We start from the raw sequence: 24,831 nt of genomic DNA, 5'->3' as shown, positions 1-24,831 counted from the left end.
ATGTAAGGATAAAACTACGTAATTTAGTTTTCAATTGAAAATATTGTTAGTTTTACGTGTCATTCAATGAAAAAATTATCATTAGGTGAAACTATATAATGATATGGTCGTTTAATGAAAACTTAATGGCCTTATTGTTGCTTGGACTATCATACTTAAACTAATCATAAAACAAATGAAAAAAATAATCTTATCCGCATTGTTTATCTCTTTAAACCTGGCAGCATTTAGTCAGGTATTGCCTAGTTTCCAGCTGGGGCTGAAGGCAGGAGCCAACCTTTCTAAACTCAGTACCGATAATACTTTTAGCAGCGACAACCGGGCCGGTTATTATGCAGGTATATGGACCCGTATCGGCGCTGCAGGAATTCATTTACAACCTGAGCTCTATTTAAGCGGAAAAAATACAACATTAAAAGATGCCAGCGGGCAGGAAAACAAAGTGAAATTTACCAGTCTTGATGTACCTGTACTGGTAGGAACAAAATTGGGTGCCGCAGGAGTTGGCCTGAGGTTAAACACGGGGCCTGTGGTTTCTTTTATCCTAGATGATGAGCAGTCATTCGGGCAGGCCGCTGGAAGTGTATTTAAAGGCAATTTTAAAGGACAGAATTTTGCATGGCAGTTTGGTGCAGGTGTAGATGTCGGAAAATTAGGTCTTGATCTCAGATATGAAACCGGACTTTCCAAAATTGGAAAAGATGGCTATAACGATACTAAATTGAGCCTTTTTACTTTCGGACTGGCTTACAGACTGTTCTAGCAAATAGAATTTTTCCACATTTTGTGTAAAAGGGTAAATCTAAAGGGTTTGCCCTTTTTTTTGGCTTCATAATTGATCTGATATTTCTCCCTAACTTAATTCAATACGGCTATGAATATTAAAGAGTTGCTTTTAAATGGAAAGAGCTTTTTGGAGCTCCTTAAACAGTTTTCAATAGATGCTGCGGATGTCAGAGTTCAGGACGAAGAAATTATTCTTTCCGACCAGTATTTAAAACACCAGGAAGTGATAAAAGAAAGTATTTGTATTGAAGGAAAAAATAAGGATGGCATTGTTAATTTCTTTGGCACTTTGCACTACAACCTGCTCAACAAGCTGGCTGTATTCGAAATGCAGGGCTTTGAACAGGTGGCCATAAGCGATTAAGTTCCTTTTATTACTTCTTTTATTTCATAATTATACGCCCCTTTAATAGGTCGTATCGGTGTTTCTTTGTCATCACTCAGCACCTTCACATAACAGGCGCCGAAGTAAAATATAAATGAAGAATAAAATACGAACAGCATGATCAGTACAATAGATCCTGATGTGCCGTAAACATTTCCGATACCGCTTAACGGCAACAATATCCTTAGAATATACTTGCCAAAGGTGAACAGTACTGCTGTAAGTATGCCACCACGCAAAGCAGCTTTCCATGTTGGTCTGCCATTGGTCAAAAAACGGAACAGTACAGTAAACCATACCATCACAATGGCTATAAACAACAGCTGGTTCAGTACCGATAAAAAGAACTTGCCAAATGTGGGTGCTGCAGTATTGATATAAGCCCCAATAAAAGCTTGTATGCTGTCGGTTAAAAATCCGACAAGGAACAGGAGGCCTGCCAGCAGGATGATCACCATTGATCTTGCCCTTAATTTCATGGTAAACATAAAGCCTACATGTTCTTTTTTGCCAATAGACCAGATCTGGTCCATGGAGTTCTTGATTACATTGAAAAGGGTGGTAGCTACAAACAGGAAAAAAACAAAGCTGATCAGTGTGGCATACCACTGGTGATCAATCCCTCTGATGTTTCTGAGTGTTTGTCTGATTTGCCCTGTACTGTCATCATCCAATATATTGGCCAGCCGTTCAAACAGGCGTGCAGCCAGTGTTTTCCTGTCCATAAAAAAACCAAACAGCCTGATCAGGATCAGTAAAATCGGGGGTAATGCAAAATTTGTGAAAAAAGCAGTAGCACCGGCCAAACGCAGGGGGTCATTTTTCTGGAATAGCCTGAAAGCAGCACTAAACCTGATAAAAAAAAGCTTTGTTCTTTGAAGTAAGTTGATTTCCATTCCCCGCTTATAGCCTTGAAGCCCGAAAATAACTATTTTTTTTAATACCTGACATTACCTTGTATAAAAAAGAGGGAATCCGGATCTGGATTCCCTCTTCATTTTTTAATAGATAAATAAGTCGCCTATAAATTCCCCCTTAGTTCCTGTTCGCGTTCTAAAGACTCAAATAGGGCTTTAAAATTCCCTGCCCCAAAAGATTGTGCACCTTTGCGCTGTATAATCTCAAAAAATAAGGTCGGTCTGTCTTCAACAGGTTTGGTAAAGATCTGCAGCAGATAACCTTCCTCATCACAATCTACCAAAATGCCCAGTTCTTTTAGCTGTGCCATTTCTTCATCAATCTCGCCCACACGTTCAGGCATCATATTGTAATAGGCTTCAGGGGGTGCACTCAAAAACTCAACCCCTCGAGCTTTTAAGTCCCTTACTGTGGTCAGGATATCTTTTGTTGCCACAGCAATGTGTTGCACCCCTTCGCCTTCGTAAAATTCCAGATATTCTTCAATCTGCGATTTCTTCTTCCCTTCAGCCGGCTCATTGATCGGAAACTTAGAATACCCATTTCCATTGCTCATCACTTTGCTCATTAGTGCAGAATATTCCGTATTGATCTGTTTATCATCAAAAGAAAGGATGTTTACGAAACCCATCACATCCTCATACCACTTCACTGTTTCGTTCATCCTGTTCCAGCCTACATTGCCCACGCAATGGTCTATATACAATAAACCTGTATCTGCAGGGTTATAATTGCTTTTCCAGTCTACATACCCTGGCATAAAGCTGCCCCTATAATTTTTGCGTTCAACAAATATATGTACGGTCTCGCCATAGGTGTAGATGCCCGACATACGGACCTCACCATGGTCATCTGTGTGGGTTACCGGCTCCAGGTAAGGCCTTGCGCCCCTTTTGGTGGTCTCTTCAAAAGCACTGTAAGCATCATCTACCCAAAGGGCCAGTATTTTTACGCCATCGCCGTGCCGTTTAACATGCTCCGCAATCGGGCCCTCCGATTTTAAAGCTGTAGTGAGCACCAGTCTGATCTTTCCCTGCTGTAATACATACGAGGCCCTGTCGCGTACACCTGTTTCAGGCCCTGCATAGGCAAGCGACTGGAAGCCAAAGGCCGTTTTGTAATAATGTGCAGCCTGTTTGGCATTGCCCACATAAAATTCTATATAATCCGTTCCATTTATTGGAAGAAAATCCTGCGCTCTGGCAATTTTTTCTGCAAATGTTTGTGTTGACATCTTAGTTTTTATTAAAATAATAGTTAGTTCTTTTTACTTGCTCCCTGCTTAACCAAAAAAATCAGTATTTTTTACTCCAGCCAGCTTTTGTGGTAATCCTCATCCTCTATTGCCAACGCATCTTCTGTCAGCATCAGGGGCCTGAAGGGATCTATCATCACAGCCAGTTCCTCCGTACTTTCCTTGCCTATTGATTTCTCAACTGTGCCCGGGTGCGGCCCATGGGGAATACCTCCCGGATGCAGCGTAATCTGTCCTTTTACCACACTTTTCCTGCTCATAAAATCACCGTCCACATAATACAGCACCTCATCACTGTCTACATTACTATGGTTATAGGGGGCTGGTATCGATAAAGGATGATAATCGTATTTGCGGGGAACAAAAGAACAGATCACAAAATTGTGTCCTTCAAAAGTCTGGTGCACAGGGGGAGGCTGATGCAACCTTCCTGTGATCGGTTCAAAATCATGAATAGAAAAGGCATAAGGATAATGAAAGCCATCCCAACCCACAAAATCAAAAGGATGTGTACCGTATATATAAGGATAAATCAGGCCCTGTTTTTTTATCAACACCTTAAAATCGCCATAAGCATCTATGGTTTCCAGATCAGATGGCCGTCTGATGTCACGCTCGCAATAAGGAGAATGCTCCATCAGCTGTCCGTATTCATTGCGGTAGCGCTTGGGCGAACGGATCGGGCTAAAACTCTCTACAATAAATAACCTGTTTTTTTCATCATCAAATTCAATTTGGTAAATGGTGCCCCTGGGTACAATCACGTAATCGCCATAGCCAAAGCGGATTTTGCCAAAACCTGTCTTTAATGTCCCCGTACCTTCATGGATAAATATGACTTCATCGGCCTGGCTGTTCTTATAAAAATAATCCGTCATGGATTTTTTCGGTGCAGCCAGCGAAATGTGCAGATCGCTGTTTACCAGTACAGGCTTGCGGCTCTTCAGGTAATCATCTTCCGGTTTAATGTTAAAGCCAAGCAGACTGGTATGTTTCAAATGTTTCTCCCTGGCAATTTTAGGTTCAACTGAATAAGGTTCCCCTAAGGCTTTAACAATGGTAGGAGGGTGGCAATGGTACACCAGCGAGTATAAACTGGAAAAGCCCTCTGTAGAAACAAGTTCTTCAGCGTAAAGGTTCCCATCGGGCTTACGGAAAACAGTATGACGTTTGGCAGGGATAGTCCCTAATGTATGATAGATAGGCATTGCAATAAGTCAGTTAATTGGTTAGAATAATATTTATAACGATAAAACACTGAAAACGTTTTATCAAAAAGCACTAAAGGGATAGGCTAGAAGGAATATTGCGCAAAAATGATTTTGGAAAGCATGGCATACCTGAATGCGGCCAGGGCTTGTGCGGCTATTCGATTCTGATATGTGAGACAGTTAGTTATCATTTTCTTTTACGTCTGCTAAATTAAGTATTAAATCTAACAACCACCAAACCCCTGGCTACATATTATACCATCAGCTTTAAAATGTCAGGTCCCCCAAAAAAATTGGCACAGCGGAAATGCAGGAAACTGAATTTAAGTATAACTATTTATTTTATGTATCAAGGTAATATATATTTATATATTTAAGGTTTGGTAAATAAATTTAAAAGTAAATGGTTTGGATACAGCTTGCAGTTTTAATTCTGCTGATATTGGTGGGTGCACGTATGAAAGGAATAGGTCTGGGTGTAATGGGGGCTGTAGGGCTGCTGATATTTGCACTTGGATTTGGCCTTAAGCCAACTACCCCGCCAATAGATGTGATGCTGATCATTTTGTCGGTTGTTACCGCAGCAGCGGCCTTGCAGGCCGCAGGGGGTATGGACTATATGGTAAGCATTGCCGAGAAGATCCTGCGCAGAAATCCCAACCACATTACCTGGCTGGGCCCCTTGGTTACCTATTCTTTTACCCTTGTTGCAGGTACTGCGCACATCATTTACTCCTTGCTGCCCATCATTGCAGAAGTTGCTACTAAAAAGAGGGTAAGGCCAGAGCGCCCACTTAGTATTTCTGTTATTGCTGCCCATCTGGCCATTACCGCCAGTCCCATTTCTGCTGCAACAGTTGCTTTAACTTCCTTAATTGCGCCCAAAGGTTACGAACTAACAGACATTCTTATCGTAGCCATTCCCGCAACCATCATTGGTGTACTGGCCGGGGCACTGGTAGCCAGCCGTCAGGGAAAAGAGCTGATGAAAGACCCTGAATTCCTGGAAAGATTAAAAGACCCTGAATTTGTGAGACTACTGGATGGCGATCCTGCTGATCACACAAAGGAAAAAATTTTCAGCACTGCTGCTAAAAGATCAGTCTATGTTTTTCTCCTGGCGGTAATTAGTGTCGTATTGTTTGCTGCAATTCCTTCACTTCGTCCCTCTTTCCTTACAGATGGTAAAATGCAACCCCTGCGTATGGTCGAAATGATAGAACTGCTTATGCTTACTGCGGCGGCTGCCATTATTCTGGTGACCAAAACTCCGGCTGCCAAAGTATCCCAATCTACAATTTTCCGTTCCGGAGGCGAAGCCGTAGTGTGTATATTTGGTGTAGCCTGGATGAGCGATACCTATTTGCAAGCCCATATGCCCTTTTTTGAAAGCCATCTAAGCGATTTTGTAACTGTTCATCCATGGACATTTGCCATTGCACTCTTTGTCATGTCCATCCTTTTGTTCAGTCAGGCTGCTACTGTAAGGGCACTCATGCCACTGGGCATCTCTCTTGGTATTCCAGCTCCGGCCCTTATTGCCATGTTTCCGGCCGTTAATGGCGACTTTGTGATCCCAAGCTATCCTACACTGGTAGCAGCAATGGGCTTCGACAGAACCGGCACTACAAAGATAGGCCGTTTTCTGATTAACCATTCTTTTACCCCACCAGGCTTAACAGCAGTTATTGTAACCATTGCAACCGGCTTTCTCCTTGCTGCTGTTCTGTTGTAACATCAGCAATTGGTATAGGGTGTTTGTTTAATTTTATATAGCTTTGATCAAAACTTAAAATTCGTAAGCTATGAAGCTGGTATCCTATAAAACAGAAAACAGAGAACACCTCGGTGTGTTTATAAACGGACACATTTATAACTTAAACTCTTGTGATAAGCAGTTGCCCGATGAAATGAAAGCTTTTTTAGAGGGTGGAGAAGTACTGATGGAACGCGCTAAAAAAGTGGATGCCCAGATCAAGGCTGCTGAAATAGAAGCGAAAGAAGAGGTTTTTTTCGAACTGCTGGCCCCGGTACCACATCCGACCTCCTGCCGCGATGGTTATGCCTTCCGACAGCATGTCGCCGCTGCACGCCGGAACCGTAAGGTGGAGATGATTGCTGAGTTTGACCAATACCCTATTTTTTATTTTACCAACCACAATGCCATCCAGGGACCCGGAGAAATTGAATGCATGCCAGATCATTTTCAGAAGCTTGATTTTGAGCTGGAGGTAGCAGTTGTGATTGGTAAAAAGGGACGCAACATCACTGCGGCAGAAGCCGACAATTATATTGCCGGTTATATGGTGATGAATGATATGAGTGCCAGGACCCTGCAAATGGAGGAAATGCTGTTAAACCTGGGGCCAGCCAAAGGAAAAGATTTTTCTACCGTAATTGGCCCATGGCTGGTTACCCCGGATGAGCTGGAACCCTATAAAACAAGTGCCAAGCCTGGTCATACCGGAAATGCGTACGACCTAAAAATGACATGTACTGTGAATGGAGTAGGAGTATCTGCAGGCAGTATGGCAGATATGGACTGGACTTTCGCCGAGATCATTGAACGCTGTGCTTATGGAGCAGATATTTTACCTGGTGATGTAATAGGCTCAGGTACCGTAGGTACGGGCTGTTTTCTTGAGCTCAACGGAACGGGTTTGCTAAACGATCCCAATTTCAAACCACAATGGTTGCAGGATGGTGATGAAGTTGAAATGGAAATCACGGGTTTGGGGCGACTGATCAATATCATCAAAAAAGCAGATACTGATTTTTCTATCCTGGCCCTGAAAAAAAAATAAAAAATGCTCACCATAAAAACATCAGATCTTAGTCCGGCGCAGCTGCAAAATTATATGCAGTATGCCGTTGCGCCCCGGCCCATCTGTTTTGCGACTACCATAGATGCAAAAGGGAACATCAATCTGAGCCCCTTTAGCTTCTTTAACATGTTCAGTACCAATCCGCCTCTCTGTGTTTTTTCACCCGCCAGAAGGGTGCGCGACAATACTACTAAACATACTTTAGAGAACATCCTTGAAGTTAAAGAATGTGTCATCAACATCGTAAACTATGCTATGGTACAGCAAACCAGTCTGGCCAGCACAGAGTATGCAAAAGGTGTAAATGAATTTGAAAAGGCGGGTTTTACCATGCTCCCTTCTCAGCTGGTTAAACCCCCCAGGGTTGCTGAAGCCCCGGTGCAAATGGAGTGTATGGTTAAAGAGGTGATCCATCTGGGTGAAAACCCGGGTGCGGGAAACCTGATCCTGGCAGAAGTAAAACTGATCCACATTAAAGAAGATATCCTGGATGAAACCGGGAAAATAGACCAGGCTAAGATAGATCTTGTGGCGCGGCTTGGGGGCGACTGGTATTGCCGTGTTACACCAGAGAGCCTGTTTAAAGTTGCCAAACCCTTAACAACCTTAGGAATAGGGGTAGATGCCCTGCCCAAGGCGGTAAGAAATTCAAGGGTACTGACCGGTAATGACCTGGGGATGCTGGGTAACATAGAGCAACTGCCAACCGATGAGGAAATTGATGCGGTAAGAAACCTTCCGGAAGTAAAGGAAATTATGGATGCTACTATTGGCGACGCCAGTAACCGGGAACGTGAACTGCAGCAGCTTGCACAGCAATGGTTAAACAAAGGAAATGTAAACGATGCATTAAAAGTGGTTCTATTATAAGCCACCTTCATAAAACAGGACTAAAGAATACTGATGACCTTTAAGAAGCGTTTTTTGTAAAAACCTTCATCCAGACTGGAAATGGTAACGCCTTTGGCACCTCCTGATGAAGAATGGATAAACTTAACCTGATCACCATCTATGGCATAGATAATGCCTACATGTCCAGGCGTTCTTGAACGGCTGTTGGTACCTGTAAATACAATTACATCCCCAATTCTGGCATCTTCCAGCTTTTTAGCCTCACCACTTGTTGCGAAATCCCTGGATGAACGTGGTACTTTAAACCCAAAATTACTGAACACATAGTTTACAAAGCCCGAACAGTCGAAACCCCTGTTGGGATTGCTTGAGGCAGCCCTGTACCTGATGCCCAGCATAGATTTGGCAAATTCCAGCAAACGGTTGGGAGATTCCATTTTTTGCGTATTGGAAATGGGATTTGCAGTGCTCTGTTTCATCAGGTTTTTCACCAGTTCCTGGTATTGTAAAGGCACGGTGGTCTGCGACTTTGCCGCAGAGAAACTTAACAAAAGAAAACTAAATACAATCAGGTATCTCTTCATATGAATCAGGCTAAAGGTATTAAATTTATATTTTAAGCCTAAGAAATGTTGATAACTTCTTGATTATGGCGTTGTTACTGCCACTGGAAGGATTTTTCCGTTGAAAAACTTATGTGCGGTACGGGCAAAGTCGGCAACATATTTGCCCATTTCAAAGGCCATTACCGGCGATTGATAGCCAGGAAAGGCCAGTTCCAGCATCTCCGTCTGGGCAGAACCCAAGGCCAGACAGTTTACCTTAATCCCGGTATCAACCAGTTCAAAAGCCAGGCATTCCGTTAAGGCATGCAGGGCCGCCTTACTGGCCGAATAGGCCGATAGACCCGGAAACTTTACACTGCCCTGGAAACCACCCATGCTGCCAATGTTCACAATATGGCTGTCGCTTCCCATCAATGGCAACAGGTTCTTGATCATGTTAAAATGCCCCAACACATTGCTCTCAAACATATTTGCCAGGTCTGCTGCTGTGGTTTCAGAAAAAGGTTTATTTACCAGTGCCCCTGCATTGTTGATTAGTATATCTATATGCCCCAGTTTCTCAGTTAAAAAAGGTACCAGTGCAGCATAATCGTCATTCACAATGTCAAATTCTACAGGCAGCAGGGTACAGTCGGGCGTAATGCCTTTGGCTATTTCCAGCAGTTTACGCAGCTTATCGGCCGACCTCGCAATACAAACTACCTTATTATCTTTATTTAACGTAAATTCTAAAGCAGCTTCAAAACCTATTCCGCTGCTGGCGCCTGTCAATACAATATTCATTTAATGTGCTTCTTCTTCTGTAATCAATTTGGTAACCGGGTTTGCAATAACATGTAAACCGTCATTAATCAGTTTTGTGTGTTCGCTTTCACTGGCCGATTTAAGTTCCAGGTAAATACGCAGCTCTTTTTCCAGTTCAGGATAAAGCTGTTTATGGTATAAGATCTCCAGAATTTCCATCGCCGACAGCCAGTCGTAGCGGTGTTCATTTTTTAATGCCCCAAAAAGGACTGGCAATTGTTCATATCCTGTTCCGCTTTCCCTTATCTGTCGTACCGCTTTATAAATGGCATGCAGTTTTTGGGTCTTCTCGTCGTAAGCCACTTTGTGGGTTTGTTTATTACTGATATGGGTAATTTCTTCATAAGCATCCTTATCAGCTGCACCATTGTAAACGGAAACGATCTTTTCGCCAACAGCCATGTCATACATGCCCCAGTCTGGCTGAAAAAGTATATTCCCGTTACGCTCCTTAACGGTACAATTGTCAAAGGTAATCAGAAAAGTTTTTTCATTTTGCTGATGGATGGTCCTGACTGTACCCTTTACCGTAATGCCACTTTCAAACTCCAGGATAGCCAGGTTAAGCGGTTTGATCCCACAATTCAGCAATTGGAGCATGTCCATGTCTTCCAGCGGCGTAGCAATACCCTTCAGTTTACCCACAGGAGATGAAAAACCATCTTTATGGAAATGTTTACCATGTCCTTCCAGTTGCTTATTACCAATCGCCAAAGCAGAAGGCCCGGTTGTTCTGATAAAAGTAAGCGCATCATTGCCATCCAGTCCCATATCTGTAAACACGCCGGTAACCTGCAAGCCTGAACTGTAAACTGCAGTTGCCGGGTTTTTACATTCAATAGCCTTTACAATACTTTCGGTGCCACCTTTCCTGAAGGCCATGGTATCGGCAAAAACTTCAAGTACGTCAATCAGGTTCTGGAACGTTTCAGTTACAAACAACTGGGGCTGGGGTTTGGTAATGTCGTAACTGTAGTTAATGGTATCAATGTTATACCATAGTTTCTGCACCTCAGGTTTCATACAGCTCGAACTTTCACCGATCGAAGAAAGCAAACCGGCACCATAGATCTTTGGATCTTCCAGTGTGCCGATCAGGCCATATTCAACTGTCCACCAATGCAGGCGGCTCAATAAAGCCATTTCCGATGGTTCACCCATATTTTCCGAGATCTGCTGTAACAGGCGTTCTGCCTTTGCGATCTCTTCTTCATTGGCATCCACAGCCTCTTTTAAGATCGAAAGGTTCCTGATGGCCTCATAAAGCTCAAAATCTTTTGATGAGAACATGGCCTTGGCACCTATAGAACCAAAATAGCTCAGGTAATTGTTATAGTCCGCGTCGGCAATAATTGGGGCATGACCTGCCGATTCGTGGATAATATCTGGTGCAGGAGTATATTCAATATGATTGATCTGACGGATATCTGCTGCAATAACCAGTACCCGGTAAGCCTGGTACTCCATAAAGGCTGCAGGCGGTATAAAACCATCCACGGTAACTGCACCCCAGCCAATCTTGCCCAGGTTGTCGTTCATTGTTTGCAGGTCAGGGATATATTCAATACTCAGTCCCGCGCGCTGCAGGCCTTTGATATAAGGATAAAAAGCAACATGCTTTAAATAGCTGTAATTCTGGCGCATCACATAACGCCATACGGCCTGGTCTACCGGCGTATACTTTTCGTAATGCTGTTCTACAATAAATTGTCGTAAATGCCTTGGCAGATTAGCTACCTGCTTATTGTTAAAGTCATTAAAATCATTCATTGCATCCATTCATTAATATAGTGATGGTAAAGTTACGCAAATATAAAATAACGCTGTAAACTTAACAGGAGATTTGGTTATGGATGTTTTTTAACCCTGAACGTAAAATGCTTTTGCAGAAAATAACTGCATAGAGATAGAGTTACGGTAATGAAAGCCTGCGATAGCGAGGGATAAAAGTGCAGTCCCTCTACCATGTATTTTAACATGGCCAGGTTAAGTCCAAAATTGATGCCTAATACCGCGGCGTATCTGAACATCTGTATCCTCCCTTTTAAGTTAGATTTGGTAAAGACCAGGTATTTGTTTAGCGTAAAACCAATCAAAAAACTGACCAGGGTGCTGATGATGAGCGCTGCCGAGTGGGCGGTAATCAGTTTAGGTACAAAAGGGAAATCAACATGGATGTTTCTTTGGTGCAAAATCCAGTTGTAAGCAATGTAATAGCAGATAATTCCCGACGTTGCCGTAGTGCCTCCAGACACAATGTACCTGAAAGTATGTAAAGGCAGCCAGCGTGAAAAAGGAGGGTAAAAGAAATCTATTATTTTTAATAAGGCCTTTCGCATTGCTCTAATTCGCCGTTAATTTGTTTTCAATCATCCGGTTGTTGTACTGTTGCACAAAAGCTTTCAGGTATTTTTCCATTTGTTGTGCAATTAACGGTTCTTTATCTAATATGTTGTTTTGAGTAAGACGGTCGGTTTTTAAATTGTATAATGAAAGGTTGATCTTGCCATCATTGATCAGTAAATAATCGCCCTGGTAAAAGCTAAAGGTACCATCGTTATTGTTTACCACAAAATTATCCTGTCTTTTGTCAAAAGCATCAAAGCCAAGCGCAAAATAAGGTTTGTCATAATGCAGATAATTCAAAACAGTGGGCATAATATCTATCTGTTGTACGTTTTTATCCGCTTTCCCTTTTAAATCCCCGCCAGGATAATAAAAAACAATCGGAATAGAAAAATATCCGGGAGTGGTTTGATATTCAGGGAAGTAAGATACTGTGGCATGATCCGCACACAATACAAACAGTGTGTTTTTATACCAGGGCATAGCAGATGCCGTTCTGAAAAAATTACGCAGTGCCATGTCTGTATAGCCCAGTACTTCCTGTACAGGCAAATGACCTTTAGGGAATTTACCTGCATATTCATCGGGCAGCTTGAAAGGATGATGAGAAGAAAGCGAGAAAAATGCTGAGAAAAAAGGTTGCTTCAGCGTATTCATGGTTTGGGCCATATATTGCATAAAAGGATTGTCCCAAATGCCCCAGGTACCGTCATAATCTCCTGTTTTTTTATATTCGTTCTGTCCGAAATAATGTTTGATTCCTGCAAGATGGGTATAAGAGGAAAAACCCATCGAACCATTTGGTGCCCCATGAAAAAAGGCAGTTTCATACCCCTTATCACCTAAAAGCTTGGCAATGCTGGTGGTCTTATTCCCTGAGTATACCGAAAGTACAAAAGGCTCACGGATAGAAGGAATACCTGAAATCACAGAAGGTAGCGCATCTATAGATTTACGGCCATTGGCATAAGTATGGGTAAAGGTATAGCTCTGTTCAATCAGCGAATCAATAAAAGGGGTAAAACCTTTGTACTTTCCACCCATCAGGTCTTTATTTAAGCCGCCTATATGTTCCTTACCCAAACTTTCTATGATCAGGAAAACGACATTCAGCTTTTTAAAGGCAACCGTATCTTTGGGCAGGTGTATGGGATTGTAAATGCTGTTCAATGTCTGCTCATCGTAATAGTTTACAGGCTTTAGTTTAGACACTTTTAAAGTCCTGAATATACAGAAAGGTGTGTTCAGCACCAGGCTCATCTGATCTGGTGTATCCACAAATTCTCCTGCATTGCTCAGCGTAATGGGCCTGGTGCCATAGCCCCAGCCACCACGTACACCTGTAAGGCAAACCAGTGCAATAGCAAACAGCAATACGGTTTGCAACAGGTATGCAGGCCATTTAAAAGTTTTTACTTTTTTAACACCTACCAGCTGGTAAAGCTTTACAAAGCCCCATATAAACAGGGCATAAAGCAGAAACAGGTACCAGTAATCTGTTAAAAAATCTATAAACAGTTTAAACTTGTTCTGTTCATGGCTAAACTGGCTAAAAACAGTTGCTGTAGTTCTTTTAAGTGTATATTTATAGTAGGCAAAATCGGCAAAGTTGGCCATAATGCCAATGCTGTTGCTAATGATAAAAAGCCATTTGCAAAAGCGCTGATAGCCATCTTTGTACTTAAAAGGGGCAGGTACCAGCTGCATTAAAAGGAAGATGGCATTGATATAGATGAGTGCCGAAACGTCAAACTTTAGTCCGCCCCATAGCATGTACAGGTATTTGGGTAAGGTAATGTGCTGGAACAGGCTATGGTTAAAAAAGAAGAAGCCCAATCTGCATAAAGTATATAAAACCAGTAAAATCAGGAACCTGTAGGCCAGGGCCACATACAGGTTTAAGGTTATTGGATTTTCTCTTTTCAATTGTTTGTGTTTGAGGGCGCCAATTTAAGTAATTTGGCAATGATTTGTTTAAATAAAATTCATCGGCGGGATTTCGGCAAGCTTAAAATTTAATGGGGTAGGGATACAAAATCAATCACTGCACAATAACGATAAGTTTTATGTGGTTGTATGCTTACCCCAATTGTATTTAACTGATAGGAGGTATTCAAAATCAGTTTTCTGTGCCCCAGGTCGGGTACGCCCTTATCTAACAGCAACATGCAAACATTGCCCAGTCCGGTCGAAAAACCAAAGGCCAGGTTTTCGCCATTTGATTTTTTAGGGTACATTTTACCGATCCTGTCTTTCATTGTCCGGCCATCACTAGAGTTGTGTGCAGCAAAATTGTTCTTGTTTAAATCCCTGGCGTGCTGTTTTGCCACCCAGCTCAGGGCTTCATCCGGCCAAAAGGCAGGTAGTAGCTTAATGTTCTTCAGGTCGTTCTTTAAACTTTTGTAATAACTGTCGTTCCTGTTAACCTTTAACCTTTCATAATTGCTGTACTGTTTCATTTGTTCATTATAATCATCAATAAAGTCCTGTAAAAAAGTATTAAAAAAACGTTCACCATCCATGCGTACCAGGTTCATGTAAATGACGATGTCTTTTTCTTCGCCGCTTAGGTAAGGTGCATTTCCGGCAGTATTGGCCATTTTTAATTCGTCCTTGGTCCAGGCATCAGCGCGCTGGGCTTTTATGGAAACAGGAATGAATACGGAAAAAAATGAGATAAGGACAATTGATAAAAACTTCATGAAATGGACAGTACAAAACTTACGCCATTCAGATGATTTTGCCAAATTCGTGCATACCTGTCAAATTAAATAAAGGCTTACTGCTTCTTTAATTACATCCGGTATGGGCTGGCCATCTGTATTTTCAAGCTGATATTGTGTAGTTGGTTCTTTTGAGATGTACACGCCTTTTTGTGCATCAAATTTTAAATAACCCAAATCAAAAAAACGCTCCTCAATTTCATGAGATGAATCCATAGATCGGAATTGTAGTGTTTTTATACTTAAAGTCTTTTTATTGATCAATAGCCATTTGAATTTGTCCTTTTTAGGGGCATCAGCAGGAAGATTGTTTATTTTAATTTCGATAATACAGAGCTGCTCACTATCAAGAAAGTAAAGGCATTCAAAATTGATCGTCATGATTTGGTTAGTTTACTCGCTGCAAATTTGTAAAATAATGTGAGTTTGTCAAATTATTCTACGATCAGCATCTCTATCCTATTTTCGCAAAAAGCAGTAAACAGGTAGACAGGATTGCAGCGATGCTTCTCATGTTGTTTAAATAATTCCATTTCGCCTCAAATCCCAACCTCATTTTCGAAAGTGAATCCACACTTGAACCATTTACATCAAAGCTGTCCAGCATGTTGTTTAACGGAACATTACCAAAAATTGTAAGGCCTGGTACGCCAATTAAATAGATCAGGGTTGCTGCTATCAAAAGATAATACTCCCGATTTAATGAAGGGCCAAATTGCTGATAACAACTGATCAGTAAAAATATTGCCGCACCAAAAAAACATATAAAAAAGAGAGGATTCTGAATGGCACGGTTCATGGCCTGCATCGACAGGATAAATTCCCTGTCGGGCAATGTCTTCAGACCGCGCATAACTGAAATTGACCAGCTATAAAAGAGCCCAGCCATCAGGGCAGTTGTAAGTATGGATAAAAATAGTATAGTATTCTTCATGACCTTGAATTTATTTGTTCACACAGGATTAGACCAGGTTTGATCCTGTATTGTTACATTTTCAATAGAACCAATACAGTGGGCCGCAGAAAGGGATAAGACATTGTTTGCGTTAAATGTTGAATAAGCCTTGAGTAACCATTAGGCAAGGGTTGGTTAAGCCTTGGTATACCTCCAGGCTTAATCAAGGCATACCCAATACTTGCCCATTATATCTTCAGTACAAAACAAGTCGTTAATCCTTGCGGTTATTGATATTTAAATATTAACAAACATCATAAATGATGGTCATATCAAACGGTGCATCATGTGCGTTGAAATAAGACTATGCGTGTGTGGATTTGGTAAAACAACAGTATAACTAAAAACAAAATATAGTAAAGATTTGTTTAACTGTTGTTAACAACGTATTCATGAAACAACGCTATCTCTATCTGTTGCTTTTTCTTCCTTTTTTAACAAATGCCCAGGGCATAAATGTCGCCCTTTCTGAAAAGAGTAAGATCAATTTCTCGGGCATGCTGCAAACACAGTTTAATTATTCACTCGATGACGATGTAGACATTACCGGAAGGCACCATACCGGTACGGAGCATTTTTCACACAACTCCTTTTCTGTAAAAAGGGCCAGACTGCAGCTGAGTGCGGCAATCAATGATCGTATCAATGCGGTTATGCTGGTCAATTTTGGCGACTTTATAGGAAATCCACAAAACAAAGTACTCGAAAATGCCTATATAAAGTATAGCGTAAATGACTATGTAAATTTTCAGTTCGGACAGTTCAGGCCACAGTTTGGGCAGGAAGACAATTATCCGGTTGATTTTGTCCGCTCCATAGATTATTCCAACCAGTATTATCTTTTTGGGTCAAACAGCTGGCAGAGTTTCCAGATCGGTGCCAGCTATTTTGGAGAGATCAAAAATAGCAGTATCCCCTTAAAGTATTATATAGGTGTTTATAATGGCAATAACAGAAACCAGACCGGCGACAATGACGATGGAAAGATTGTTCCGGCACGTCTCGTATTTGGGCTTGGTAAAAGTACCTTCCTGGGTTTAAGTGCTGGTGCAGGTAAAAATATGGGACAGAAAATATGGGCTTATGGTGCCGATATCGACTACAAAAAGCAATTGAATGAAAGGTGGAATGTGGAATTTGTTTCGGAATATAAACAGGGGATCAACAGTGTTGCCTATTTTGATCAGACAGATCCGGTTATTCCTGTCAGCCACTTTGCCATGCGGGGCATTTATCTGCAACCTAATGTTGGGTATGGTTTTAAAAATACAAGACTTAAAAGCCTGGAGTTTGCTTTAAGGTACGAATATCTGGATGCTGATTTTAAACAGAACGGTAATGCAAGGCAAAGCTATATTCCTATGGTCAGTGCTTCTTTTGCAGAAGCTTATGCCATCCGTGTGCAAATGGGTCTGCTGATGGACCGTTATGAAAATAATATTCCCAATACTACGCAATACAATACCAACAGAATTATATGCCAGGTGCAGGCCCGGTTTTAATACTAAACGCTAACAAATGCAACAACGTGATGAAAGAGATCAATTACAAAATGATGCTGGTAACCCTGGCTTTCGGGTTGCTGATCTGGTTTTTACCGGTTCCTGAAGGAGTTAAACCCGAAGCCTGGCATTTGCTGGCCATCTTTCTGGCCACCATTCTGGGCATTATCCTCAAAGCAGCATCCATGGGCACCATGTCTATGATCGCTATTGCAGTTGTGGCCTTAACCGGGGTATTGGCCCCCGGAAATCCCGGTAAATCTATTTCGCTGGCTTTAAGTAGTTTTGGTGACAAAGTAATCTGGCTGATAGGGATTTCTTTTTTTATTGCCCGCGGTTTCATAAAAACCGGGCTGGGTAGCAGGATTGCCTATCTTTTTATCAGGGTATTTGGGCACAGTTCATTGGGACTGGGTTACGGATTGGGCCTGGCAGATCTGGTACTGGCCCCTGCAATTCCCAGCAATACAGCGCGGGGTGGAGGCATCATTTATCCCATCATGAAATCTATGGCCCTTAATTTTGGCTCTGTTCCTGAACAGCCGGAAACGCACCGCAAACTGGGGGCTTACCTGTCGCTCAGCTGCTATAACATCAACCTCGTTACCTCTTCCATGTTCCTTACTGCAACGGCAAGTAACCCTATGTGCCAGAAGTTTGCGGCCGATCTGGGCATTCACATTACCTGGATGTCGTGGATGTGGGCGGCTATAGTACCGGGCCTCGTTTCACTTATCGCTGTGCCTTACCTGCTCTATAAAATCTACCCCCCTGAATTAAAAAGAACAAAAGGCGCGACAAAAATGGCCTCCGAAAAGTTAAAGGAGATGGGTGCTGTAACGCGAAATGAATGGCTGATGCTGCTTGCTTTTTTTGTGTTGCTCTTTTTATGGATCACCGGAGATATATTTAAAATTGATGCCACTACCACTGCTTTTATAGGCCTGGTGTTTTTGCTGCTTTCGCAGGTGCTGACCTGGGAAGATGTGAAAAGTGAAAAGGGGGCCTGGGATACCATCGTCTGGTTCTCGGCTTTGGTAATGATGGGTAGTGCATTGAACCAACTGGGCTTAATACCCTGGTTTAGTGAATTGGTAAAAGCTAAAATAGGCCACATGAACTGGACAATGGCTTTCCCGATCATTATACTGGTCTATTTTTACAGCCACTATATGTTTGCCAGCGCAACTGCGCATGTAGCTTCTATGTATGCCGCTCTATTGGGCGTAGGTATTTCTGTTGGCATCCCGCCAATGTTATTGGCCCTTTCGCTGGGTTTTTGTGGTGGGATTTATGGAACTTTAACCCATTACGGGCATGGGCCGGCACCGGTATTTTTTGGAAGTACCTTTGTGGAAGTAAAAGAATGGTGGTCGCGGGGTTTTATATTAAGTATTGTTTTCCTGGTGATCTGGATGGGTATTGGCGGTATGTGGTGGAAAGTTATCGGCATATATTAATTGAAAAAAATGGATCAGAAAGGCACCTTATCTACACTGATGCGTAAAACGCTGATGGCGCTCACAGGATTGTTCCTGTGCTTTTTCCTGGTTATACACCTGCTGGGAAATTTGCAGTTGTTATTGCCTGCAGAACAGGCAAAAGAAAGTTTTAACAGTTATTCTCAACTTTTATCGGGCAATATTTTCATTAAGGTCATTTCTTATGTATTGTATGCTTCTATAGTTATTCATTGTCTGGATGCCCTGCTCATTACCCTTAAAAATAAAAGGGTAGCGGGGAAGTACCTGCACGACCAGCGGCGCATTTCCAGCAAATGGTATTCGCGCAATATGGGGATACTGGGTACGCTGATCCTTATTTTCCTGGTATTTCATTTTAAAGATTTCTGGTACCAGTACAAGTTTGGCGGGTTGCCTGTCGACGAGTATGGGCATAAGGATCTGTATACGATTGTTGTTGGGGTTTACCGCGATTGGTGGTATGTGCTTTTTTATGTACTGGCCATGTTTGCGCTTGGTTTTCACCTGCTGCACGGTTTTTTTAGTGCCGCCCGCAGTCTGGGTGTTTACCATCCCAGATATGTGCGGTGGATCAGGGTTTTTGGAACCTGGTACAGCTATATCATCACCTTCGGCTTTGCCATTATACCCATTTACATTTACTTAACCCAACATACATAACATGGAACTGAATGCTAAAATACCACCGGGGCCATTAAAGGATAAATGGAGTTTTTATAAAGACCATGCGAAGCTGGTAAACCCGGCCAACCGGAAAAAACTGGATGTGATAGTGGTAGGTACCGGACTTGCCGGTAGTGCGGCGGCGGCATCGCTGGCAGAGATGGGGTATAACATCACTTCTTTCTGTTTTCAGGATTCGGCCAGAAGGGCACATTCTGTGGCCGCACAAGGTGGGGTAAACGCAGCCAAGAACTATAAGAACGATGGCGACAGTACCTACCGCATGTTTTACGATACGATTAAAGGTGGCGATTTCAGGTCCAGGGAAGCAAATGTATACCGTCTGGCAGAATGCTCGGCACAGCTGATTGACCAGGCAGTAGCACAGGGCGTGCCTTTTGGCCGGGAGTATGGAGGCTATTTAAATAACCGTTCTTTTGGAGGGGTACAGGTAAGCCGTACCTTTTACGCCAGGGGACAAACGGGGCAACAACTGTTGCTGGGGGCTTATCAGGCGCTGATGCGGCAGGTGGCTGCCAAAAATGTGAAACTGCATACCCGTCATGAAATGATGGAATTGGTTGTGGTAGCGGGCAAGGCCAGGGGGGTAATTGTACGAAACCTGGATACCGGTGAAATAGAAAGACATACGGCCCATGCCGTAATTCTGGCTACAGGGGGCTTTGGAAAGATCTATTACCTGTCTACCCTGGCTATGGGCTGCAATGCATCTGCCATCTGGCGGGCGCATAAAAAAGGAGCTTTTATGGCCTGTCCAAGCTGGACCCAGGTACATCCAACCTCTCTGCCGCAATCGGGCAGTTACCAGAGTAAACTTACGCTGATGTCAGAATCGCTAAGGAACGACGGACGCATCTGGGTGCCATTAAAAACAGAAGAAAGCAGAAACCCAAATGATATCCCTGAGGAAGAACGTGACTATTACCTGGAACGGCGCTATCCGGCATTCGGGAACCTGGCACCCCGCGACATTTCTTCACGTGCAGCCAAAGAACGTATAGATGCCGGTTTTGGGGTAGGGCCGCAAAAGAATGCTGTGTACCTCGATTTTTCTAAGGCAATAAGGGAGCAGGGGAAACAAAAGATCAAAGAGAAATATGGCAACCTGTTTGATATGTACCGTAAAATTACGGCTACCGATGCGTATACGGAACCAATGATGATCTCGCCGGCAGCACATTTCTCTATGGGCGGCCTATGGGTAGATTATGAACTGATGACCACTATACCTGGCCTGTTTGCATTGGGGGAAGCCAATTTTGCGGACCATGGGGCCAACCGCCTGGGGGCAAATTCTTTGCTGCAGGCTTGTGTTGATGGATATTTTGTGGCACCCTACACGGTATCCAATTATCTTTCCGGAGAAATTAAGGTACCGCGTCTTGACCTGAACAGGCAGGAATTTGTAGATGCAGAGGTGGAGGTAAGGGCACATTTATCCCGGTTACTGGAAATTAAAGGCGATAAAACGGCAGATCACTACCATAAAATTCTGGGCAAGCTGCTATATGATTATTGCGGCCTGTCGCGGAGCCGGGAAGGTTTGTTAAAAGCAATTCATGACATCCGCAAATTGCGGGATGATTTTTACCACAATCTGAAGGTATCTGGTGAGGAGGATGAGATGAATGCTGAACTGGAAAAGGCGGGGAGGGTGAGTGACTATCTGGAAATTGCAGAACTGATGTGCTATGATGCACTGACCAGGGAGGAATCCTGCGGAGCACATTTCAGGGAAGAATACCAGAGCCCCGAAGGAGAAGCTTTAAGGAACGATGAACAGTTTTGTTTTGTATCTGCCTGGCAATATAGGGGTGAAGGCCAGGAAGAATTGCTGGTTCCTGAACCCTTAAAATTTGAAAATGTTGAACTGGCCGTAAGAAGTTACAAATAAGCAATGAGGTTATGAAGATATATCTGAAGATTTGGAGACAAACAGATGCTGGTAGTATCGGTAAACTGGTTGATTATGAGCTTGATGAGGTAATTCCTCATATGTCGTTCCTGGAAATGATGGACACACTGAACGAAAAACTGGTGCTGGCGGGCGAGCGGCCGGTAGAATTTGATCACGACTGCCGGGAGGGAATATGCGGGCAATGTGGTATGATGATCAATGGCCGTGCGCATGGTCCGGTGGCACACCTCACCACCTGCCAGTTGCATATGCGGGAGTTTAAAGATGGGGATACCATTTACGTTGAGCCCTTTAGGGCCAAGGCTTTTCCGGTGAAAAGAGACCTTAGGGTAGACCGTTCGGCATTCGACAGGATCATTATGGCCGGAGGTTTTGTATCTGTAAATACTGGTCAGGCACCAGAAGCAAATGGCATTCCGGTTAGCCATGAACAGGCCGAATCGGCTTTTGATGCTGCGGCCTGTATTGGCTGCGGGGCCTGTGTGGCTACCTGCAAAAACTCGAGTGCTGCTTTGTTTACAGGGGCTAAAATAGCCCATCTGGCCAAATTGCCACAGGGTAAGGTAGAATCCAGAAAAAGGGCCTTGTCTATGGTGCAGCAAATGGATGCTGAAGATTTTGGACATTGCAGCAATACCGAGGCCTGCGAGGTGGAATGTCCGCAAAGTATCTCGGTATTGAATATTGCCAGGATGAACTGGGAATACGGGATCAGTAAAATTTTAAAAGATTAAAATTCTAATTGATTTTCAAATAAACAATTTCCCGCTACAGATGTTCTTAGCACTATGGATCACATCATATCGGCTTTAATTCATGCTTCAAGGACAGGTGATTTACTATTATTGCAGGAAATAATAGACCTGAACACCAACCTTGAACTGAGAGATGATAAAGGTTATACACCTTTAATCATCGCTTGTTACAATCATCAAACGGAAGCAGCCAGGCTACTCCTTCGATCAGGGGCAGATGTTAACGGCATAGATACTGGCGGCAATACCGCACTTATGGGGGTTTGTTTTAAAGGCTATGCAGATATTGCGGAGTTGCTTATTGCTCATCAGGCTAATGTAAATCTGTTGAATGGAAATGGCGGGACTGCTTTAATGTTTGCTGTAATGTTTGGGCGCAATGAACTGATTGCATTGCTCCTTCAACATGGTGCAGACCTGACGATAAAAGACAATCGGGGAATGGATGTATTGGACATTGCCGTACAACAAGGTAATGAACAGGGACTTCAACTTTTAAAACAACATCAACCTATAAATCAGTAAGACAATGGAAAAGAAAAAGCCAAATGCTGAAAACGCAGTCAATTTAAAACAGAAAGATCTTGCGCCGGATACCATTTCCGATCAGGGCGAATTGATGACCACCAATCAGGGTCTTAAAATTAATGATGACACGAATTCGCTGAAGGCCGGAGAACGGGGCCCCTCTTTACTGGAAGATTTTATCCTGAGAGAAAAGATAACGCATTTTGACCACGAAAGAATTCCGGAAAGAATTGTACACGCAAGGGGTTCAGGTGCCCATGGTTATTTCCAGGTTTATGAATCTATGGGTAAGTATACCAAGGCTGGCTTTCTGCAGGACCCTTCTGTGAAGACACCGGTGTTTGTCCGCTTTTCTACTGTTGCCGGGTTCAGAGGTTCGACTGATCTGGCAAGAGATGTTCGTGGGTTTTCTGTCAAATTTTATACACAGGAAGGCAATTACGATCTGGTAGGTAATAACATGCCGGTTTTCTTTATCCAGGATGCTATAAAATTTCCAGATCTGATCCACGCGGCTAAACCCGAACCTGATAACGAAATACCTCAGGCTGCTACAGCCCATGATTCTTTTTGGGATTTTATTTCACTCAGTCCTGAATCTATGCATATGATCATGTGGGCCATGTCGGACAGGGCAATTCCGAGAAGTCTTCGTATGATGGAGGGTTTTGGTGTCCATACATTTAGGTTTATTAATGCTGAAGGGAAATCCAGCTTTGTCAAGTTCCATTGGAAACCGATACTTGGAATGCACGCTGTTGCCTGGGATGAAGCCTTAAAAATATCTGGTAAAGACCCTGATTTTCACCGTAGGGATTTGCATGACGCCATAGAAAGCGGTGCTTTCCCGGAATGGGAATTCGGCGTTCAGATTGTTGCACAGGAAGATGAGCATAAGTTTAGCTTCGATTTACTGGATCCGACTAAACTGATCCCTGAAGAGTTGGTGCCTGTTCAGAGAATTGGTAAAATGGTGCTGGACCGCAATCCGGATAATTTCTTTGCCGAGGTAGAACAGGTTGCCTTCCACCCTGGTCATCTGGTTCCGGGTATAGATTTCAGCAATGATCCTTTATTGCAGGGCCGTTTATTCTCTTATACGGATACACAATTGTCCCGTTTGGGCAGTCCTAATTTTCATGAAATCCCCATTAACCGTTCAGTGAATACGGTACATAATAATCAGCGTGATGGACATATGCGTCAGCAAATCAATGTAGGGAAGAGCAGTTATCATCCAAATTCTGTAGCTGGCGGAAGCCCTGCCCAGGCAACAATAGCCGAGGGTGGATTTTCTTCTTATGAAGAACGTGTGGATGCGCATAAAGTACGGGCACGGAGTAAAAGCTTTATGGATTTCTTTAGTCAGGCTACCTTGTTCTTTAACAGTCAGTCTGAGCCGGAACAAAACCATATTGCTGATGCATTAAAGTTTGAATTGGGTAAAGTAGAACGGGTTGAAATCCGGCAAAGAATGGTTAACCTCCTTACTCTAATCAGTGTTCCTCTTGCAAACACCGTAGCGGATAGTTTAGGTTTAAAAGCGGGTAAACCGCAGGAGCCTGTTAACCATGTCCTTGGTGCAGATGCCAATCCGGCAGATTATAAACCGGTTAAAGTAAAATCAGAAATTGAAAAATCGCCGGCCCTGAGTATGGCCAATGCGCCAAAAGACAGTATTAAGACCAGACAAGTTGCTTTCCTGGCTGCCAACGGTGTTGAGTCGACAGACTTTGAAAATATGAAAAAGGCACTTCTTGCTGCTGGTGCTGTTGTTAAAGTGGTTGCGCCTAAAAATGGCACATTAAAAGATTCGGCTGGTAAAGAAATCAAAATTGACATGAGTTTCCTGACAGGTACATCAGTAGTATTTGATGCTGTGTATGTACCAGGTGGAGGGAAAAGCATTGATGCCCTATTGGCTGAACCTGATGCTGTTCATTTTATTAATGAGGCTTATAGACATTGCAAAGCCATAGCAGCCACAGGTAAAGGCGCTGAACTGATCAACCAAAGCTATGTAGGTGCGAAATTGAAAAATGGCAATGCAGATGCAAAGGCAGGTATACTGACAGAAGCTGCACCTGATGCTTTTATTAAGGCAATCGCCCAGCACCGTTTTTGGCAAAGAGAGAAAAAAGATAAAGTTCCGGCCTGATCTGAATAGTGAATTTTTTTATGCTGTGCCATTTGCAAGCGCAATCAGCACGTTATGGTAAGGCAGGAAGGCTAATAATATTTTTGGATAAATATTATTATGTATAACATTATGCTTATATTGTGCTTGTATTTATGGTATTGACCATTTATACAGTTACATTAAAATAGGTATGA

The 24,831-nt window shown here is 42.9% G+C and carries 23 protein-coding genes; 12 read left to right on the top strand and 11 right to left on the bottom strand.

Features of this window, described 5'->3' with window-relative positions; genetic code table 11:
• Positions 1–175: 175 nt before the first annotated feature.
• Together PHEP_RS16335 and PHEP_RS16330 are read left to right on the top strand one after the other, a co-directional pair.
• The gene (locus PHEP_RS16335; protein ID WP_015809087.1) at positions 176–763 is read left to right on the top strand and encodes a porin family protein; all 588 of its coding nucleotides are present in this window, start codon (positions 176–178) and stop codon (positions 761–763) included.
• 111 nt (positions 764–874) lie between these two features.
• Complete coding sequence (locus tag PHEP_RS16330) at positions 875–1,150, top strand: hypothetical protein (protein ID WP_015809086.1); 276 nt, start codon at positions 875–877, stop codon at positions 1,148–1,150.
• Here the strand turns inward: PHEP_RS16330 and PHEP_RS16325 are convergent.
• The 3 genes from PHEP_RS16325 to PHEP_RS16315 form a co-directional block, all read right to left on the bottom strand.
• On the bottom strand, positions 1,147–2,067 hold the full coding sequence (locus tag PHEP_RS16325) for a YihY/virulence factor BrkB family protein (RefSeq protein ID WP_015809085.1): 921 nt from the start codon (positions 2,065–2,067) through the stop codon (positions 1,147–1,149). The genes PHEP_RS16330 and PHEP_RS16325 overlap by 4 nt on opposite strands.
• A 125-nt stretch (positions 2,068–2,192) precedes the next feature.
• A complete protein-coding gene (gene hppD, locus PHEP_RS16320) occupies positions 2,193–3,323 on the bottom strand; it encodes a 4-hydroxyphenylpyruvate dioxygenase (RefSeq protein ID WP_015809084.1) in 1,131 nt (376 codons plus the stop codon).
• Positions 3,324–3,394: 71 nt separating this feature from the next.
• On the bottom strand, positions 3,395–4,552 hold the full coding sequence (locus tag PHEP_RS16315) for a homogentisate 1,2-dioxygenase (RefSeq protein WP_015809083.1): 1,158 nt from the start codon (positions 4,550–4,552) through the stop codon (positions 3,395–3,397).
• Between the two features lie 406 nt (positions 4,553–4,958).
• On the opposite strand from PHEP_RS16315, the gene PHEP_RS16310 reads away from it, so the two are divergent.
• The 3 genes from PHEP_RS16310 (at position 4,959) to PHEP_RS16300 (ending at position 8,250) form a co-directional block, all read left to right on the top strand.
• Positions 4,959–6,290 carry an anaerobic C4-dicarboxylate transporter family protein gene (locus tag PHEP_RS16310; RefSeq protein WP_015809082.1) on the top strand — a complete coding sequence of 444 codons (1,332 nt, stop codon included), beginning with the start codon at positions 4,959–4,961 and terminating at the stop codon, positions 6,288–6,290.
• Between the two features lie 70 nt (positions 6,291–6,360).
• The gene (locus PHEP_RS16305; protein WP_015809081.1) at positions 6,361–7,359 is read left to right on the top strand and encodes a fumarylacetoacetate hydrolase family protein; all 999 of its coding nucleotides are present in this window, start codon (positions 6,361–6,363) and stop codon (positions 7,357–7,359) included.
• A 3-nt stretch (positions 7,360–7,362) separates the two neighbouring features.
• Complete coding sequence (locus PHEP_RS16300) at positions 7,363–8,250, top strand: flavin reductase family protein (protein ID WP_015809080.1); 888 nt, start codon at positions 7,363–7,365, stop codon at positions 8,248–8,250.
• Positions 8,251–8,270: 20 nt separating this feature from the next.
• Here the strand turns inward: PHEP_RS16300 and PHEP_RS16295 are convergent, their stop codons facing one another.
• The 8 genes from PHEP_RS16295 to PHEP_RS16260 all read right to left on the bottom strand — a co-directional run bounded on the left by PHEP_RS16295 (position 8,271) and on the right by PHEP_RS16260 (position 15,605).
• Positions 8,271–8,816: a C40 family peptidase gene (locus PHEP_RS16295; protein ID WP_015809079.1), complete on the bottom strand. Its 546-nt coding sequence runs from the start codon at positions 8,814–8,816 to the stop codon at positions 8,271–8,273.
• 63 nt (positions 8,817–8,879) lie between these two features.
• Positions 8,880–9,581: an SDR family NAD(P)-dependent oxidoreductase gene (locus PHEP_RS16290; protein WP_015809078.1), complete on the bottom strand. Its 702-nt coding sequence runs from the start codon at positions 9,579–9,581 to the stop codon at positions 8,880–8,882.
• Positions 9,582–11,372 (bottom strand): aromatic amino acid hydroxylase, encoded by a 1,791-nt coding sequence (locus PHEP_RS16285; protein WP_036674730.1) that lies wholly within the window; start codon positions 11,370–11,372, stop codon positions 9,582–9,584.
• Positions 11,373–11,449: 77 nt separating this feature from the next.
• Positions 11,450–11,941, bottom strand: coding sequence for a GtrA family protein (locus PHEP_RS16280; protein ID WP_015809076.1), 492 nt, complete (start codon positions 11,939–11,941; stop codon positions 11,450–11,452).
• Between the two features lie 4 nt (positions 11,942–11,945).
• A complete protein-coding gene (locus tag PHEP_RS16275; RefSeq protein ID WP_015809075.1) occupies positions 11,946–13,874 on the bottom strand; it encodes an LTA synthase family protein in 1,929 nt (642 codons plus the stop codon).
• 89 nt (positions 13,875–13,963) lie between these two features.
• Entirely contained in the window at positions 13,964–14,650 is a 687-nt protein-coding gene (locus PHEP_RS16270; RefSeq protein ID WP_015809074.1) for a CAP domain-containing protein, read from the bottom strand.
• Between the two features lie 60 nt (positions 14,651–14,710).
• Complete coding sequence (locus PHEP_RS16265; RefSeq protein WP_015809073.1) at positions 14,711–15,052, bottom strand: hypothetical protein; 342 nt, start codon at positions 15,050–15,052, stop codon at positions 14,711–14,713.
• A 73-nt stretch (positions 15,053–15,125) separates the two neighbouring features.
• A complete protein-coding gene (locus PHEP_RS16260) occupies positions 15,126–15,605 on the bottom strand; it encodes an anthrone oxygenase family protein (protein WP_015809072.1) in 480 nt (159 codons plus the stop codon).
• A gap of 413 nt (positions 15,606–16,018) precedes the next feature.
• On the opposite strand from PHEP_RS16260, the gene PHEP_RS16255 reads away from it, so the two are divergent.
• From PHEP_RS16255 to PHEP_RS16225, 7 genes are read left to right on the top strand one after another with little or no spacing between them, the layout of a single operon-like run.
• Positions 16,019–17,128: a porin gene (locus PHEP_RS16255; protein WP_015809071.1), complete on the top strand. Its 1,110-nt coding sequence runs from the start codon at positions 16,019–16,021 to the stop codon at positions 17,126–17,128.
• A gap of 29 nt (positions 17,129–17,157) precedes the next feature.
• Positions 17,158–18,588: an anion permease gene (locus tag PHEP_RS16250; RefSeq protein WP_036674200.1), complete on the top strand. Its 1,431-nt coding sequence runs from the start codon at positions 17,158–17,160 to the stop codon at positions 18,586–18,588.
• 9 nt (positions 18,589–18,597) lie between these two features.
• Positions 18,598–19,272: a succinate dehydrogenase cytochrome b subunit gene (locus PHEP_RS16245; protein WP_015809069.1), complete on the top strand. Its 675-nt coding sequence runs from the start codon at positions 18,598–18,600 to the stop codon at positions 19,270–19,272.
• Position 19,273: 1 nt separating this feature from the next.
• Positions 19,274–21,190, top strand: coding sequence for a fumarate reductase/succinate dehydrogenase flavoprotein subunit (locus PHEP_RS16240; protein ID WP_015809068.1), 1,917 nt, complete (start codon positions 19,274–19,276; stop codon positions 21,188–21,190).
• Positions 21,191–21,201: 11 nt separating this feature from the next.
• Positions 21,202–21,948, top strand: a complete 747-nt coding sequence (locus PHEP_RS16235; protein ID WP_015809067.1) for a succinate dehydrogenase/fumarate reductase iron-sulfur subunit — start codon at positions 21,202–21,204, stop codon at positions 21,946–21,948.
• A gap of 54 nt (positions 21,949–22,002) precedes the next feature.
• Positions 22,003–22,494: an ankyrin repeat domain-containing protein gene (locus PHEP_RS16230; protein WP_015809066.1), complete on the top strand. Its 492-nt coding sequence runs from the start codon at positions 22,003–22,005 to the stop codon at positions 22,492–22,494.
• Between the two features lie 4 nt (positions 22,495–22,498).
• On the top strand, positions 22,499–24,655 hold the full coding sequence (locus PHEP_RS16225; RefSeq protein WP_015809065.1) for a catalase: 2,157 nt from the start codon (positions 22,499–22,501) through the stop codon (positions 24,653–24,655).
• Positions 24,656–24,831 lie beyond the last annotated feature (176 nt).

It is taken from the genome of Pedobacter heparinus DSM 2366 (assembly GCF_000023825.1).
Lineage (GTDB): Bacteria > Bacteroidota > Bacteroidia > Sphingobacteriales > Sphingobacteriaceae > Pedobacter > Pedobacter heparinus.
This window is presented reverse-complemented; position numbering and strand designations above follow the sequence as displayed.